This window comes from Salmonella sp. NW722 (assembly GCF_051702785.1).
In the GTDB taxonomy this organism is placed as follows: Bacteria; Pseudomonadota; Gammaproteobacteria; order Enterobacterales; family Enterobacteriaceae; genus Salmonella; species Salmonella enterica.
In genome coordinates this window covers 158,509-174,836 of the sequence record NZ_JAMMIN010000002.1, presented here as the reverse complement: position 1 = coordinate 174,836, position 16,328 = coordinate 158,509, and the positions used below count along the sequence as shown (strand labels likewise).

Here is a 16,328-nt window from a genome sequence, read left to right as displayed (position 1 = left end):
TCCCTGCAATACTTAATTCAGTATCATGTGATACACGGCCCTCTGGAGCTCATTTTGAACAGGTTACCTTCCAGCGCATCGGCTTTGGCCTGTAGCGCGCACGCACTGAATCTCATCGAGAAGCGAACGCTAAACCATGAGGAAATGAAAGCACTAAACCGAGAGGTCATTGACTACTTTAAAGAGCATGTAAATCCAGGATTTCTGGAATACCGGAAATCTGTTACCGCCGGCGGGGATTACGGAGCCGTAGAGTGGCAAGCGGGCAGTTTGAATACGCTTGTCGACACCCAGGGGCAGGAGTTTATCGACTGTCTTGGGGGGTTTGGCATCTTTAACGTGGGGCACCGTAATCCTGTTGTGGTATCCGCCGTCCAGAATCAACTCGCAAAACAACCTCTCCACAGCCAGGAGTTACTTGACCCCTTGCGGGCGATGCTGGCAAAAACGCTGGCGGCGCTGACACCGGGGAAACTCAAGTACAGCTTTTTCTGTAACAGCGGCACCGAATCCGTCGAAGCGGCGCTAAAACTGGCAAAAGCGTATCAGTCGCCGCGCGGCAAGTTTACCTTTATCGCCACCAGCGGCGCATTTCATGGCAAATCATTGGGCGCGCTCTCCGCCACGGCCAAATCCACCTTCCGCAGACCCTTTATGCCTTTACTGCCGGGCTTCCGCCATGTGCCGTTTGGCAATATCGACGCGATGAGCATGGCATTTAGCGAAGGCAAAAAAACGGGCGACGAGATAGCAGCCGTGATTCTGGAGCCTATTCAGGGTGAAGGCGGCGTGATCCTGCCGCCGCAGGGATACCTGACAGAGGTACGTAAGCTCTGTGACGAATTCGGCGCGCTGATGATTCTGGATGAAGTACAAACCGGCATGGGGCGTACCGGCAAGATGTTTGCCTGTGAGCACGAAAATGTGCAGCCTGATATTCTGTGTCTGGCGAAAGCCCTGGGCGGCGGCGTGATGCCGATTGGCGCCACCATCGCGACTGAAGAGGTGTTTTCGGTTCTGTTCGACAACCCCTTCCTGCATACCACCACTTTTGGCGGTAATCCGCTGGCTTGTGCTGCCGCGCTGGCGACCATTAACGTCCTGCTGGAGCAAAATCTCCCGGCCCAGGCGGAACAAAAAGGCGATACGCTCCTGGATGGTTTTCGACAACTTGCGCGTGAATATCCCAATCTGGTACACGATGCGCGCGGCAAAGGTATGTTGATGGCCATTGAATTTGTCGATAACGAAACGGGCTACCGTTTTGCCAGTGAGATGTTCCGTCAACGCGTGCTGGTCGCTGGTACGCTGAATAATGCGAAAACAATTCGTATTGAGCCACCGCTCACGCTAACCATTGAACTGTGCGAACAGGTATTGAAATCAGCGCGTAATGCGCTGGCGGCGATGCAGGTGAGCGTTGAAGAGGTTTAAAAACGATGCCGGATGGCGCTGTGCTTATCCGGCCTGTTTTCCCCGGGTCGCGGCCTCTTTTTTGAATCCCATCACAATCACCACATTCCCCTTTTCCCTTTTACCTCGCGACGGCTACAGTAGTAACTCATCCGACCACATAACAATAATTTTACATACTGGATACACTTATGAGCTACCCGTCGCTGTTCGCCCCGCTCGATCTGGGCTTTACTACTCTCAGAAACCGTGTGCTGATGGGATCGATGCACACGGGTCTGGAAGAACATCCTGATGGCGCTGAGCGCCTGGCGGCATTTTATGCCGAGCGCGCACGACACGGCGTAGCGTTAATCGTCACCGGCGGTATTGCGCCCGTTCCCTCCGGGGTCGTGATGACCGGCGGCGCGATGCTGAACGATGCCAGCCAGTTAAAGCCTCACCGCGTGGTGACCGATGCCGTACATGCGCAAGGCGGTAAAATCGCGCTGCAAATTCTGCACACCGGACGTTACAGCTATCAGCCGCACCTGGTCGCGCCGTCGGCAATTCAGGCGCCAATCAACCGCTTTATGCCACATGAACTGACGCATGATGAAATCTTGCAGTTAATCGACGACTTCGCGCATTGCGCGCAACTGGCGCGGGAAGCAGGCTACGACGGCGTAGAGGTGATGGGATCAGAGGGCTATCTGATTAATGAATTTCTCACCCGGCGAACTAACCATCGCGATGACGAATGGGGCGGCGACTATGTCAGCCGTATGCGCTTCGCGGTTGAGGTAGTACGCGCGGTACGCCAGCGGGTAGGGAACGACTTTATTATTATCTATCGCCTGTCGATGCTCGATCTGGTGGAAAATGGCGGCACGTTCGACGAAACGGTACAACTGGCGCAAGCCATTGAAGCCGCAGGCGCAAGCCTAATTAATACCGGCATTGGCTGGCATGAGGCGCGAATCCCGACCATCGCCACGCCAGTACCGCGTGGCGCCTTTAGCTGGGTGACGCGGAAACTCAAAGGTCATGTGTCGGTTCCGCTGATCGCGACCAATCGCATTAACGATCCGCAGGTCGCCGAGACGATCCTGACGCGCGGCGATGCCGATATGGTGTCGATGGCGCGTCCCTTCCTTGCCGATGCCGAATTCCTGACTAAAGCGCAATCCGGACGCGCAGATGAGATCAACACCTGTATCGGCTGTAATCAGGCCTGTCTGGATCGGATCTTCATCGGCAAAGTGACCTCCTGTCTGGTGAACCCACGCGCCTGTCACGAAACCCACATGCCGATAACGCCGGCCATACGCAAAAAGAACCTGGCCGTTGTCGGCGCAGGCCCGGCGGGGCTGGCTTTCGCGATTAACGCCGCGTCGCGCGGCCATCATGTCACGCTGTTTGACGCCCAGAGTGAAATTGGCGGTCAGTTTACTATCGCCAGGCAGATCCCGGGTAAAGAGGAGTTTTACGAAACGCTGCGCTACTACCGTCGAATGATCGATGTTACTGGCGTTACGCTGAAACTGAACCAACGGGTGAACGCAGAGGATCTTCAGCCGTTTGACGAAGCGATCCTCGCCTGCGGAATAGTACCGCGACGCCCGCCGATAGACGGTATCGATCATCCAAAGGCATTGACCTACCTGGAGGTATTGCGCGATAAGGCGCCGGTTGGTAAACGAGTGGCGATCATCGGCTGCGGCGGGATCGGTTTTGACACGGCCATGTATCTGAGCCAGCACGGCGAATCCACCAGCCAAAATATTGCTGAATTTTGTACGGAATGGGGAATTGATACCAGCCTGCAACAGGCAGGCGGTCTGCGCCCGGAAGGCCCACGCCTGGCACGTAGTCCACGGCAAATCGTCATGCTGCAACGCAAAACCAGCAAGCCGGGCGAAGGGTTAGGTAAAACCACCGGCTGGATCCATCGCGCGACGTTACTGGCGCGCGGCGTGAAGATGATCCCGGCGGTCAGTTACCAGAAGATCGACGACGACGGATTACATCTCTTGATCGGCGGCGAACCGCAGTTGCTGGAAGTGGATCATGTGGTGATCTGCGCCGGACAGGAACCTCGCCGCGAGCTGGCGGACCCGTTACGCGCCGCAGGTAAAACGGTACATCTTATCGGCGGATGCGATGTCGCGATGGAGCTGGATGCCCGACGGGCGATTGCCCAGGGCACCCGACTGGCGCTGGAGATTTAACGACTTTGCCTGATGGCGCTGCGCTTATCGGGCTTACGCCGTCATACCGGTTTTATAGGCCGGTATGACGCTTGAGCGCCTTATCGACGGCGTCCCTGCTTCACCGCTTTCAAAATAACAAATTTATTGTTGGTTGCTATCGTCGCGCAATTACCGAAAATCTTCTTCAGCTTGTGGAAATAGTCCAGATGGCGGTTCGCCACAATATACAGTTCGCCGTTGATTTTCAGGCAGCGGCGGGCATGATGGAACATCTCCCAGGCGATATTATCCGTCAGCGCATGTTTCTGGTGGAACGGCGGGTTGCAGAATACAGCGTTAAAACGGAACGGCTCCACGCCGGAGAGCGCGTTGTTGATCATAAATTCGCAGCGTTCGAACGCTTCCGGCAGGTTCGTTTCTACATTCAAACGGCTGGAATCTACCGCCATCGGCGATTCATCGACAAATACCACGTTCGCCTGCGGATTTTTCGCCAGTAAGCTCAGGCCAATCACCCCATTGCCGCAGCCGAGATCGACAATCTCCCCGTCGAGGTTTTCCGGCAAATGCTGCATAAAGAAGCGCGCGCCGATATCCAATCCGGTACGAGAAAACACATTCGCGTGGTTGTGAATCGTCCAGCCTGTATCTTCCAGTTTCCAGCTTAGCGTTTGCGGCGCGTCGGCCAGTTGCGGATGACTGAAGGTACAGTTAATCAGGCGCGCTTTCTTCCACGCCAGCGTCGTCGTGGTTGGGCCCAGCACTTTTTCAAACAGTTCCAGCGTAGAGGTATGAATATCACGCGCTTTCGCGCCGGCGATAATACGCGTTTGCGCCGTAACGACCTTACGCAAAGCGCGTAACTGCTGTTCCAGCAACGCCAGCGTTTTCGGTACCTTAATCAATACCACGCCCGGCGCCTGCGGGTAGTCAGCGGTACTGTCGAGAAACGTTACGCTGGACTCCGCGATGCCGTTATGGCGTAAATTCTCTCGCGTACCCAGTTCGCTTAAATACGAATCGCCAATACTGTATGGCGAATGCTCCGCCAGCGCACAGCTTAGCGCGCCAAACGTATCATTCAGGATCAGCACCGGGCCGCGAATTTCCGTCTCATCTAACTGTTGCAGCAGATACTCATCGGCCGCCTCCCACGCCAGAAGCGGGTTAACATCATCCGTTTGCGGAAAACGTTTCAGCGTCAGTGAACGGAAACCGTCGTCTACGTGGCTCATTAGGCCTCCTGAATGGTAAAATTGCGGCGTTATCCCTGAAAAGGGTGCGTGAGTATACACTTTTTATCAGCAACATGGAGCTTTGATGACCTCACTAACTTACCTTCAGGGGTATCCGGAACATCTCCTTGCCCAGGTGCGCACCTTAATCGCCGAGCAGCGCCTGGGAGCAGTGCTGGAAAAACGTTATCCCGGCGCGCATGATTACGCCACTGACAAAGCGCTATATCACTATACTCAGGAACTGAAAAGTCAGTTTCTGCGCAATGCGCCGCCCATTAATAAAGTGATGTATGACAGCAAGATCCATGTGCTGAAAAATGCGCTGGGACTGCATACCGCTGTCTCGCGCGTTCAGGGCGGCAAGCTCAAGGCAAAGGCGGAGATCCGCGTCGCCACCGTGTTTCGCAACGCTCCGGAGCCATTCTTACGGATGATTGTGGTTCACGAGCTGGCGCACCTGAAAGAGAAAGATCATAACAAAGCGTTTTATCAGCTCTGCTGCCATATGGAACCGCAGTACCATCAACTGGAGTTTGATACGCGACTGTGGCTGACGCATCAGGCGCTGTCGGCACAATAAATTCTGAAAATGCCCCTTCCCCCGTATCTTTTTAACGGCGTGGGCATAAAATCGGCGCGTTCACATTTCGCTCATTGCCTGCCGCCACGTCAAGGATGACGATCTGTAGAGGGTATTTTTTATCCACCGCCAACGGAACCGCGCAACAACCATGCTCTCACAATGTGCCCGTTTTATCCGCCGCCTCTGTTTTACACGCCGGGCGTTAACAGTGGCGTGTTTTCTGCTTGTCGCAGCAGGCGTCGCGCTTTTCTATTCCAACTGGCTTATCGTCAACGCCTCACAGCATCTGACATGGAATGACATTCAGACCGTTCCCGCCCGCAACGTCGGGCTGGTGTTAGGCGCTAAGCCCGGCAATCGGTATTTTACCCGGCGGATTAATACTGCCGCCGCGTTGTATCACGCCGGTAAAGTGAAGTGGCTGTTAGTCAGCGGCGATAATGGCAAAAAAGAGTACGATGAACCTTCGGCGATGCAGCAGGCGCTGATAGCGAAAGGTGTGCCGGAAGCGGCCATTTTTTGTGATTATGCCGGATTCTCCACGCTGGACTCCGTAGTTCGCGCCCGGAAAGTGTTTGGCGAAAGCCGCATTACGATTATCTCGCAAGCATTCCATAATCAACGGGCGATCTGGCTGGCGCAACAATATGGCATTGACGCTATCGGCGTTAACGCGCCGGATCTGAATAAAAGGCACGGAACCTACACACGACTTCGGGAAAAGCTGGCGCGGGTTAGCGCGGTGCTGGATGCCAAAATTTTGCACCGTCAGCCTAAATATCTGGGCGCTGGCGTCACTATTGGGGCTGATAGCGCACACGGGTGCCCTTCTCGCCAGTAAAATGCCAGAGTGCGTCGCAGCGCACTGGCAAGGGCGGAAAGGCGTGCTACATTGACGAAAATCCCTTTCTGGAGTCCGCTGACGTTTATGATACGTTTCGCTGTAATTGGGACTAACTGGATCACGCGCCAGTTTGTCGACGCCGCCCATGAAACCGGCAAATTCAGGCTCGCCGCCGTTTACTCCCGTAGTCTTGAACAGGCGCAGTCTTTCGCAAATGATTATCCCGTCGAGCATCTGTTTACCTCGCTGGAAGCGATGGCGCAAAGCGACGCGATTGAGGCGGTTTATATCGCCAGCCCGAACTCCCTGCATTTCTCCCAGACGCAGTGCTTTTTGCAGCATAAAAAACATGTCATGTGCGAAAAGCCGCTGGCTTCTAACCTGGCGGAGGTTGATGCCGCTATCGCCTGCGCGCGCGATAATCAGCGGGTACTGTTTGAAGCCTTTAAAACCGCCTGCCTGCCCAATTTCCTGCTGCTGCGGGAATCGTTGCCGAAAATCGGCAGAATGCATAAAGCATTCCTAAATTACTGCCAGTACTCTTCACGTTATCAGCGCTATCTGAACGGTGAAAATCCGAATACGTTTAATCCGGCCTTCTCCAATGGTTCGATTATGGATATCGGGTATTACTGTCTGGCGTCGGCGATCGCGCTATGGGGCGAACCGCGCAGCGTTCAGGCGTCGGCGAATTTATTGGAAAGCGGAGTAGATGCGCACGGCGTCGTGGTTATGGATTACGGCGATTTTAGCGTCACGCTACAGCATTCCAAAGTCAGCGACTCGGTACTGGCCAGTGAAATTCAGGGCGAGAGGGGATCGCTGGTCATTGAAAAGCTGTCGGAATGCCAGAAAGTGTGTTTTGCGCCGCGCGGCGCGCTGATGCAGGATCTGACCCAGCCTCAGCATATTAATACCATGCTGTATGAAGCCGGGGCGTTTGCCCAGCTTATTGAAAACCACGCCGTGGAACATCCGGGGTTGTCGCTAAGTCGCGCCACGGCAAAATGGCTGACAGAAATACGCCGTCAAACCGGGGTCATCTTCCCGGCGGACGATCTGACCCATCCCCTTACTGCGTAAAATTATGTAAATCATATGTTACAGGTCATTGACTCTACGCGTGGCCTGTCATACTTTGTTACGCGCAAAGGGGAGTAACTTCATTGCCGGTCGATCGTCATTACGATGTGTGCAAAACCACATCCGGTCACCGGGCAGCCATAAAGGAATGCGTCAGCGTATTCCTTTATTGTTGTAAGTGAGACCTTGCCGAATGGCAAGGTCTATGCATAAAAGCAGCGGCTAATGCCATTCGGCGTTAGCCGTTTTTTTTTGCATGGGGAGAAATAATGAATACTGTTGGTACGCCATTATTATGGGGTGGATTCGCGGTTGTTGTGGTGATAATGCTATCCATCGACCTGTTGTTGCAGGGACGCCGTGGCGCACATGCTATGTCGATGAAACAAGCGGCAGGATGGTCAATCCTGTGGGTAACGCTCTCGCTACTGTTTAACGCCGCTTTCTGGTGGTATCTGGCTGAAACGCAAGGGCGTGAAGTTGCTGATCCGCAGGCATTAGCGTTCCTTACCGGCTATCTGATTGAAAAGTCGCTGGCCGTAGATAACGTCTTTGTCTGGCTGATGCTGTTTAGCTATTTCTCCGTCCCTCCGGCTCTGCAACGCCGGGTGCTGGTGTATGGGGTTCTTGGCGCGATCGTGTTGCGTACTATCATGATTTTCGCCGGTACCTGGCTTATCACTCAGTTCGAATGGCTGCTGTATGTGTTCGGCGCCTTCCTGCTGTTTACCGGCGTAAAAATGGCGCTGGCGAAGGAAGACGAATCCGGCATTGGCGAAAAACCGATGGTGCGTTGGCTGCGCGGGCATCTGCGTATGACCGATACGATCGAGAACGAGCACTTTTTCGTACGTAAAAACGGCCTGTTGTATGCCACGCCGCTGCTGCTGGTGCTGATTATGGTTGAGTTCAGCGATGTAATCTTCGCCGTTGACAGTATTCCGGCGATCTTTGCGGTCACCACCGACCCGTTCATCGTACTGACCTCTAACCTGTTTGCCATCTTAGGACTGCGCGCGATGTACTTCCTGCTGTCCGGCGTGGCGGAACGCTTCTCGATGCTGAAATATGGTCTGGCGGTCATTCTGGTCTTTATCGGCATTAAGATGCTGATCGTCGACTTCTACCATATTCCTATCGCGATTTCGCTGGGCGTAGTGTTTGGCATTCTGACCATTACGCTGGTGATTAACGCCTGGGTTAACCATCAGCGCGATAAGAAACTGCGAGCGCAATAATCTTTTATCGGGGTAAACCTGCCCCGTCAAAAACGCCCGGCAGCGCACACCTGCCGGGCGTTTTTGTTTAACATGTCACAATACTGTTAATATAAAGTTATAAAACATGATCGCAGCAAAAAATCCAGGATATTTCGCTTCCCGAACCTTCAACTTTCCTTATACTCAACCAGGCAAACACTTTGTTACATCCTGAAAGATGCGCCGTAAGAGCGTGCAGGGGATGACCAGCAACACAATACAAGGAACATGAAATGGCTACGCAACGAGCATCAGGGCTACTGCAGCGTTTAGCGCAAGGCAGTCTGGTTAAACAAATTTTAGTGGGTCTGGTACTGGGGATTTTACTGGCATGGATTTCTAAGCCTGCGGCAGAAGCGGTTGGCTTGCTTGGCACCCTGTTCGTCGGCGCCTTAAAAGCGGTCGCCCCCGTTCTGGTGCTGATGCTGGTAATGGCCTCGATCGCCAACCACCAGCACGGTCAAAAAACCAATATTCGCCCTATTCTCTTCCTTTACCTGCTAGGCACCTTTTCAGCCGCGCTGGCGGCCGTTGTGTTCAGCTTCGCCTTCCCTTCAACCCTGCATCTGTCCAGTAGCGCCCAGGATATCGTGCCGCCGTCCGGCATTGTAGAAGTCCTGCGCGGTCTGCTGATGAGCATGGTGTCGAACCCCATCGACGCGCTGCTGAACGCTAACTATATCGGGATTCTGGTGTGGGCCGTCGGCCTGGGATTTGCCCTGCGTCATGGCAATGAAACCACCAAAAACCTCGTGAACGATATGTCTAACGCCGTGACCTTTATGGTGAAACTGGTGATCCGTTTCGCGCCAGTCGGTATTTTTGGTCTGGTTTCATCAACGCTTGCAACCACCGGCTTCTCCACCCTGTGGGGCTATGCGCACCTGCTGGTCGTCTTGATTGGCTGTATGCTGCTGGTCGCGCTGGTGGTCAACCCGCTGTTGGTATTCTGGAAAATTCGTCGCAACCCTTATCCGCTGGTGTTCGCCTGCCTGCGTGAAAGCGGCGTTTATGCCTTCTTTACCCGCAGCTCTGCCGCCAATATTCCAGTGAATATGGCGCTGTGCGAAAAACTGAATCTGGACAGGGATACTTACTCCGTTTCCATTCCGCTGGGCGCCACCATCAATATGGCCGGCGCGGCAATTACCATTACGGTTCTGACGTTGGCGGCAGTTCATACGTTAGGCGTCCCGGTGGATCTGCCTACAGCGCTGCTGCTGAGCGTGGTGGCCTCGCTGTGTGCTTGCGGCGCCTCCGGCGTGGCAGGCGGTTCATTGCTGCTGATCCCGCTGGCGTGCAACATGTTTGGCATCCCGAACGATATCGCGATGCAGGTAGTAGCGGTCGGCTTTATTATCGGCGTATTGCAGGATTCGTGTGAAACGGCGCTGAACTCATCTACCGATGTTCTGTTCACTGCGGCAGCCTGCCAGGCAGAGGACGAACGTCTGGCGAATAACGCCTTGCGTAGCTAAGTGATTATCGATGTCGGATGGCGTATGCCATCCGGCGTAACGATAGATCTGAATCTCCCAATCCATAGGCTGTGACCTAAAGCGAATTGATGTTCACGCGCGACATCCTCGCGTAACGTTATATGTAGATGGCGTCTGCCGCGGCGCTCGGTCAGCGTACAGTATAAAGTGTCAGCCTGTGTAAATCCTCTCGCCACCCTCCTTTGCGATAAGCAAAATCAAAGCTCAACGACGCGTAATTTCTATAACGGACTTCGTTGACCTTTGTTACAATTAGATGCATTTTGAATTTTTGTGTGTTAGTGCTTGCTTACTTCACAACTTAACAAGGAATAGTTCAGGCCGCGAATTTGCCGTTTCCGCAACGCTGATAAAAACTCCAACTCTGTTGCGGCAGTGCAAACCTCAGATCACCGGCGTGACGTTAACCGATTCTCCAGGAATACTGAATGGAACTACTGACTCAATTGCTGAATGCCCTGTGGGCTCAGGACTTTGAAACACTGGCCAATCCTTCCATGATTGGCATGTTATATTTTGTGTTATTTATGATTTTGTTTCTGGAAAATGGGCTGCTCCCTGCCGCCTTTTTGCCTGGCGACAGCCTGTTGATCCTGGTCGGCGTGCTGATCGCCAAAGGCGCGATGGGTTTTCCACAAACCATTTTGCTGCTTACCGTCGCGGCCAGCCTGGGTTGCTGGGTGAGCTATATTCAGGGCCGCTGGCTGGGGAATACCCGCACCGTACAAAACTGGCTCTCTCATCTCCCCGCACATTATCATCAACGCGCCCATCACCTTTTCCATAAACACGGCCTGTCGGCATTATTGATAGGCCGTTTTATCGCGTTTGTCAGAACGCTGCTGCCCACCATTGCCGGCATATCCGGCCTGAATAACGCGCGCTTTCAGTTCTTCAACTGGATGAGCGGCTTATTGTGGGTGCTTATCCTGACGTCGCTGGGCTATCTGCTGGGCAAAACGCCCGTCTTTATGAAGTATGAAGACCAGTTAATGTCATGCCTGATGCTGCTGCCCGTAGTGCTGCTCTTTTTTGGCCTGGCGGGTTCACTGGTCATGCTGTGGAAAAAGAAGTATGGGAGCCGGGGATAACTTATGCTTAAACCACGCATAACTGCCCGACAACTCATTTGGATCAGCGCTTTTCTACTGATGCTGACCATACTCATGATGACGTGGTCAACGCTGCGTCAGCAAGAGTCGACGCTGGCCATTCGCGCGGTTAACCAGGGCGCCAGTATGCCAGACGGCTTCTCAGTTCTGCATCATCTGGATGCGAACGGCATTCATTTTAAAAGCATTACGCCTAAAAATGACATGTTGCTCATTACCTTCGATTCCCCTGCGCAAAGCGCCGCAGCAAAAACAGTGCTTGATCAAACGTTACCACACGGTTATGTCGTCGCTCAGCAGGACGATGACAACGAAACGGTACAGTGGCTGTCCCGCTTACGGGAAAGCTCCCACCGCTTTGGCTAATCTCCAGGAATCCGAATCATATCACTCACTTTGGTGATTTCATTGTTTAATGACTATGATTAATAAAGCGGTGTTTAACCCACCGCGTTATTATCGGGATCACCGCCCCGGACAACGGGTCCGAACATAAGGGAAAGTTCAGGAATGAAATACCGCATCGCTTTGGCTATCACGCTTTTTACACTTAGCGCCGGTAGCTACGCTAATTCGCTTTGCCAGGAAAAAGAGCAGGATATACAAAAGGAAATTAGCTACGCTGAAAAGCACAACAATCAGCGCCGTATTGAGGGTCTGAACAAGGCGCTCAGCGAAGTACGCGCCAATTGTACTGACAGCAAGCTGCGCGCCGAGCATCAGAAAAAGGTCGCTGAGCAAAAAGAAGAGGTAGCCGAACGCCAACGTGATTTAGCCGAGGCAAAAGCAAAAGGCGATGCGGATAAAATAGACAAACGTGAACGTAAGCTGGCCGAGGCTCAGGATGAGCTAAAAAAACTTGAGGCCAGAGACTACTAAATTAACGCCGAATGTAAATACTCACTCACCTGGAGAAAACTATGTCGAAAGATAACACTACGGAACATCTGCGCGCTGAGTTGAAATCCCTGACCGATACGCTTGAAGAAGTGCTGAGCTCTTCGGGCGAAAAGTCGAAAGAAGAGTTGAGTAAGATTCGTAGCAAAGCCGAGCGCGCGCTGAAAGAGAGCCGTTACCGCCTGGGCGAAACGGGTGATGTGATTGCCAAACAGACTCGCGTCGCCGCCGCCCGCGCCGATGATTATGTGCGCGAAAATCCCTGGACAGGCGTAGGCATTGGCGCCGCTGTCGGTCTGGTGTTGGGCGTACTGCTGACGCGTCGTTAATTATGGCGGACTCTCGACAGGCACAAGGACCAGGCAAAAGCGTACTGGGTATCGGGCAGCGGATTGTCACCATTATCGTTGAGATGGTGGAAACCCGGCTGCGACTGGCGGTAGTAGAACTGGAAGAAGAGAAAGCGAACCTCTTTCAGCTTTTGCTGATGGTAGGTCTTACCATGCTCTTCGCGGCGTTTGGCTTAATGAGCCTGATGGTTCTGGTCATCTGGGCTATCGATCCTCAGTACCGTTTGAACGCGATGATCGCTACCACTGTTGTGCTGTTAGTGCTTGCGCTAATCGGCGGCATCTGGACTTTGCGCAAAGCGCGTCAGTCCACGCTATTGCGCCATACGCGGCACGAACTGGCTAACGATCGGCAAATTCTGGAGGACGATCAGTCGTGAGCAGCAAAGGCGAACGCGAAAAACGTAAAGCGCTGCTTCTCAGTCAGATCCAGCAGCAACGGCTGGATCTGTCCGCCAGCCGTCGCGACTGGCTGGAGACCACCGGCGCGTACGATCGCGGCTGGAATACGGTGTTAAGCCTGCGCTCCTGGGCGCTGGTCGGTAGCAGCGTAATGGCCATCTGGACCATCCGTCATCCTAATATGTTGGTACGCTGGGCGAAACGCGGCCTGGGTATCTGGAGCGCCTGGCGCCTGGTAAAAACCACCCTCCGTCAACAACAGCTCCGCGGTTAATATCTTTTCTTTTATAGCATCGTGCCATCAGGTTATCGCCCGATTACACCTGGTGGCGCGATACTTTTATGCATATCGTCTCTTTATCAATTACTCAAATTTTTTGAAAAAATTTGGCAATTTTCCTTGCTAACAATTCCTGTACGCCACGTTTATGATTCTCTCCAGCGATAACAATGATGCGCAAAACCGCGTCATTGCTCATGAAAACAGCAGCAGCCGCCGAATCGGCCCCCTGGAGAATAAAATGAAAAAATTAGAAGATGTTGGTGTACTGATAGCGCGTATTTTAATGCCAGTTCTGTTTATTACCGCAGGATGGGGAAAAATTAGCGGCTATGCGGGCACACAACAGTATATGGAAGCGATGGGCGTACCAGGATTCCTGCTGCCGCTCACCATACTGCTTGAGTTCGGCGGCGGTCTGGCGATTCTGCTGGGGTTCCTCACCCGCACCACTGCGCTTTTCACCGCTGGTTTTACGTTGCTGACGGCATTGATCTTCCATAGCAATTTTGCAGAAGGTGTAAACTCGCTGATGTTTATGAAAAACCTGACCATTGCCGGCGGATTCTTATTACTGGCGTTAACCGGGCCTGGCGCGTTCAGCCTTGACCGTCTGCTGAATAAAAAGTGGTAAGCAATCTATACTCAATTAAAAAAGCGAGGGAATAGCGCCTCGCTTTTGTCATCTGAAGGAGAGAGACATGGGACAACTGATCGATGGCGTCTGGCACGATACCTGGTATGACACCAAATCTTCCGGGGGGAAATTTCAGCGTTCAGCGTCGGCTTTCCGCAACTGGCTTACCGCTGACGGCGCGCCCGGACCTTCCGGCGAAGGCGGATTCGCCGCAGAAAAAGATCGTTACCATCTGTACGTTTCCCTTGCCTGCCCCTGGGCGCATCGCACGCTCATTTTCCGTAAACTGAAAGGTCTGGAGCCGTTTATTCCGGTTTCCGTCGTGAATCCATTGATGCTGGAAAACGGCTGGACGTTTGATGATACTTTTCCGGCGGCCACCGGCGATACCCTCTATCAGCATGAATTTCTCTACCAGTTGTATCTGCACGCCGATCCACACTACAGCGGCCGCGTCACCGTACCGGTCTTATGGGATAAAAAAAATCATACTATCGTCAGCAACGAGTCCGCCGAAATCATTCGTATGTTTAACTCCGCCTTCGATGGGCTGGGCGCTAAAGCCGGGGATTACTATCCCCCCGCGCTGCAAAGCAAAATTGACGAGTTAAACGGCTGGATTTATGACAACGTTAATAACGGCGTTTATAAAGCAGGCTTCGCCACCAGCCAGCAAGCGTATGATGAAGCGGTAGACAAGGTATTTACTGCGCTGGCGCGCCTGGAACAGATTCTCGGACAGCACCGCTATCTGACGGGCGACCAGTTGACCGAGGCGGATATCCGCTTATGGACGACCCTGGTACGCTTTGATCCGGTTTACGTGACTCATTTCAAATGCGACAAATACCGAATCAGCGACTACCTGAATCTGTACGGTTTCCTGCGCGATATCTATCAAATACCGGGCATTGCTGAAACTGTTAATATGGACCATATTCGTCACCACTATTTCCGTAGCCATAAAACGATTAACCCCACGGGTATCATTTCTGTCGGACCGTGGCAGGATCTGCTCGAACCTCACGGGCGCGACGTACGCTTTGGCTAATTTCAGGCGTCCTCCGGGACGCCTTATTAATAAATACCACAAATATTTACCAACATTTCATTCGCGGCTATTCTTAGTTTGATTACTTTAAAAACAAGTGATTGAACCATTATTGAGGCGAAAATGGATTGGTATTTAAAGGTTGTAAAAAATTATCTGGGATTTGGCGGCCGCGCGCGACGCAAAGAGTACTGGATGTTTATTCTGGTCAATATCATCTTTACCTTTGTGTTGGGCCTGCTGGACGCCATGCTTGGCTGGCAACGCGCCGGGGGTGAAGGCGTTCTGACCACCATTTACGGCGTTCTGATCTTTTTACCGTGGTGGGCCGTGCAGTTCCGTCGTCTGCATGACACTGACCGCTCCGCATGGTGGCTACTGTTGCTACTTATCCCCATTATCGGCTGGCTTATCATCATCGCGTTCAACTGCCAGAATGGTACGCCGGGCGACAACCGCTTCGGCCCCGATCCGAAACGTTTTTCCTGATGGCGGCGCGGCGCCGCTTTTAAAGCGCCGCGCGCTATTTATTTTCCGGCGAATAGCTTAGGTATTTCCCGCAGGCACCAGGCTTTTGCCTCCCCCATACTGTCGCGCCGCCAGGCCATAATAATATCGATTTCGCTGGTCGATTCCGGGCTGACCACGCGTAGCCGCCCTTCGGCAATATCCTGTTCCACCATCGAATATGGCATGGTCGCGACGCCAAGCCCGGCCAGCAGCGCCTGACGTTTATCTTCAATCGTGCTTACCGTCAGACGTGGCTGCTTATCCAGCAGTTGCACCGTTAATACCGGCCGCTCGCGCGCGGTATCCGCTACCGCTACGCCGCGGTATTTAACCCGCGTCACTTCCGAAAGCGGCTCCGGCTCCTGATGAATAGGATGGTCAGGCGCGGCGACATACACATTCATTAACGTATACAACTTACGGGAGTTAATTTCCGACGACGATCGAAAATGCATATCCGGAGCGATGACAATATCCGCCCGTCCCTGCTCAAGCCGCTCCCATGCGCCAGCCAGTACTTCGGTAATCAATGAAAGCTGCGTATTGGCTTTAGCGGCCAGCCGGTCGATCAGCGGAAAAAAAGCAGGCGTCGGTACCAGAGCTTCAGTGACCAGCGTCAGATGCGTTTCCCAACCGCGGGCCAACGCTTCAGCATCCGTCGTTAACTTGTCTGCCGCTTCCAGCAATACCCGCCCGCGTTCCAGCAGCATACGTCCGACGTTGGTGAATTTTGTACGATGGCCGGAGCGATCGAACAGTACAACGTCCAACTCTTCTTCCAGCTTCTGCATGGTGTAACTCAGCGCGGAGGGCACCCGCCCCAACTCATCAGCCGCTGCGGCAAAACTGCCCCGGCGGTCAATGGCGTCCATCACACGCAATGCTTCAAGCGTCAGCGCTCTCTCTTTAGCCATAACGTTCTCATTCAGGAAATTTGAACATACCGGGCAGAATATCTGGCTAACAATGCAGCGTCCA

18 protein-coding genes are annotated in these 16,328 nt (G+C 53.3%); 16 read left to right on the top strand and 2 right to left on the bottom strand.

Annotated elements, in window-relative coordinates; all coding sequences use genetic code 11:
- The first annotated feature begins 54 nt into the window (after window positions 1-54).
- On the top strand, window positions 55-1,434 hold the full coding sequence (ygjG, locus tag NA330_RS05170; RefSeq protein ID WP_001520281.1) for a putrescine aminotransferase: 1,380 nt from the start codon (window positions 55-57) through the stop codon (window positions 1,432-1,434).
- 170 nt (window positions 1,435-1,604) lie between these two features.
- Window positions 1,605-3,623, top strand: a complete 2,019-nt coding sequence (locus NA330_RS05165; protein ID WP_023242504.1) for an NADPH-dependent 2,4-dienoyl-CoA reductase — start codon at window positions 1,605-1,607, stop codon at window positions 3,621-3,623.
- 80 nt (window positions 3,624-3,703) lie between these two features.
- Here the strand turns inward: NA330_RS05165 and rlmG are convergent, their stop codons facing one another.
- Entirely contained in the window at window positions 3,704-4,840 is a 1,137-nt protein-coding gene (gene rlmG / locus NA330_RS05160; RefSeq protein WP_000019989.1) for a 23S rRNA (guanine(1835)-N(2))-methyltransferase RlmG, read from the bottom strand.
- An 85-nt stretch (window positions 4,841-4,925) separates the two neighbouring features.
- Between rlmG and NA330_RS05155 the strand changes: the two genes are divergently transcribed.
- From NA330_RS05155 to NA330_RS05090, 14 genes are all read left to right on the top strand, one after another.
- Window positions 4,926-5,423, top strand: a complete 498-nt coding sequence (locus NA330_RS05155; protein WP_000202969.1) for a M48 metallopeptidase family protein — start codon at window positions 4,926-4,928, stop codon at window positions 5,421-5,423.
- 151 nt (window positions 5,424-5,574) lie between these two features.
- The gene (locus tag NA330_RS05150) at window positions 5,575-6,267 is read left to right on the top strand and encodes a SanA/YdcF family protein (RefSeq protein ID WP_000951045.1); all 693 of its coding nucleotides are present in this window, start codon (window positions 5,575-5,577) and stop codon (window positions 6,265-6,267) included.
- An 87-nt stretch (window positions 6,268-6,354) separates the two neighbouring features.
- A complete protein-coding gene (locus tag NA330_RS05145; RefSeq protein WP_023242503.1) occupies window positions 6,355-7,353 on the top strand; it encodes a Gfo/Idh/MocA family protein in 999 nt (332 codons plus the stop codon).
- A 269-nt stretch (window positions 7,354-7,622) separates the two neighbouring features.
- A complete protein-coding gene (locus NA330_RS05140; RefSeq protein WP_001098833.1) occupies window positions 7,623-8,591 on the top strand; it encodes a TerC family protein in 969 nt (322 codons plus the stop codon).
- Window positions 8,592-8,845: 254 nt separating this feature from the next.
- The gene (sstT, locus tag NA330_RS05135) at window positions 8,846-10,090 is read left to right on the top strand and encodes a serine/threonine transporter SstT (RefSeq protein ID WP_000235363.1); all 1,245 of its coding nucleotides are present in this window, start codon (window positions 8,846-8,848) and stop codon (window positions 10,088-10,090) included.
- Between the two features lie 449 nt (window positions 10,091-10,539).
- On the top strand, window positions 10,540-11,202 hold the full coding sequence (gene yqjA, locus NA330_RS05130; RefSeq protein WP_000422141.1) for a DedA family general envelope maintenance protein YqjA: 663 nt from the start codon (window positions 10,540-10,542) through the stop codon (window positions 11,200-11,202).
- Between the two features lie 3 nt (window positions 11,203-11,205).
- Window positions 11,206-11,589 carry an EnvZ/OmpR regulon moderator MzrA gene (mzrA, locus tag NA330_RS05125; protein WP_000917516.1) on the top strand — a complete coding sequence of 128 codons (384 nt, stop codon included), beginning with the start codon at window positions 11,206-11,208 and terminating at the stop codon, window positions 11,587-11,589.
- Between the two features lie 144 nt (window positions 11,590-11,733).
- The gene (locus tag NA330_RS05120) at window positions 11,734-12,102 is read left to right on the top strand and encodes a DUF1090 domain-containing protein (protein ID WP_000877300.1); all 369 of its coding nucleotides are present in this window, start codon (window positions 11,734-11,736) and stop codon (window positions 12,100-12,102) included.
- A gap of 41 nt (window positions 12,103-12,143) precedes the next feature.
- Window positions 12,144-12,449, top strand: coding sequence for a DUF883 family protein (locus NA330_RS05115; RefSeq protein WP_000031219.1), 306 nt, complete (start codon window positions 12,144-12,146; stop codon window positions 12,447-12,449).
- Between the two features lie 2 nt (window positions 12,450-12,451).
- Window positions 12,452-12,850, top strand: a complete 399-nt coding sequence (locus NA330_RS05110; RefSeq protein ID WP_000785626.1) for a phage holin family protein — start codon at window positions 12,452-12,454, stop codon at window positions 12,848-12,850.
- The gene (locus NA330_RS05105) at window positions 12,847-13,146 is read left to right on the top strand and encodes a YqjK-like family protein (RefSeq protein WP_000095496.1); all 300 of its coding nucleotides are present in this window, start codon (window positions 12,847-12,849) and stop codon (window positions 13,144-13,146) included. Before NA330_RS05110 ends, NA330_RS05105 begins: the two co-directional genes overlap by 4 nt.
- Before the next feature lie 247 nt (window positions 13,147-13,393).
- The gene (locus NA330_RS05100) at window positions 13,394-13,786 is read left to right on the top strand and encodes a DoxX family protein (RefSeq protein WP_001592732.1); all 393 of its coding nucleotides are present in this window, start codon (window positions 13,394-13,396) and stop codon (window positions 13,784-13,786) included.
- A 67-nt stretch (window positions 13,787-13,853) separates the two neighbouring features.
- On the top strand, window positions 13,854-14,840 hold the full coding sequence (locus NA330_RS05095) for a glutathione S-transferase family protein (protein WP_021000797.1): 987 nt from the start codon (window positions 13,854-13,856) through the stop codon (window positions 14,838-14,840).
- A gap of 123 nt (window positions 14,841-14,963) precedes the next feature.
- On the top strand, window positions 14,964-15,329 hold the full coding sequence (locus tag NA330_RS05090) for a DUF805 domain-containing protein (RefSeq protein ID WP_023242502.1): 366 nt from the start codon (window positions 14,964-14,966) through the stop codon (window positions 15,327-15,329).
- A gap of 38 nt (window positions 15,330-15,367) precedes the next feature.
- Here the strand turns inward: NA330_RS05090 and yhaJ are convergent, their stop codons facing one another.
- Window positions 15,368-16,264, bottom strand: a complete 897-nt coding sequence (gene yhaJ / locus NA330_RS05085) for a DNA-binding transcriptional regulator YhaJ (RefSeq protein WP_001041026.1) — start codon at window positions 16,262-16,264, stop codon at window positions 15,368-15,370.
- Window positions 16,265-16,328 lie beyond the last annotated feature (64 nt).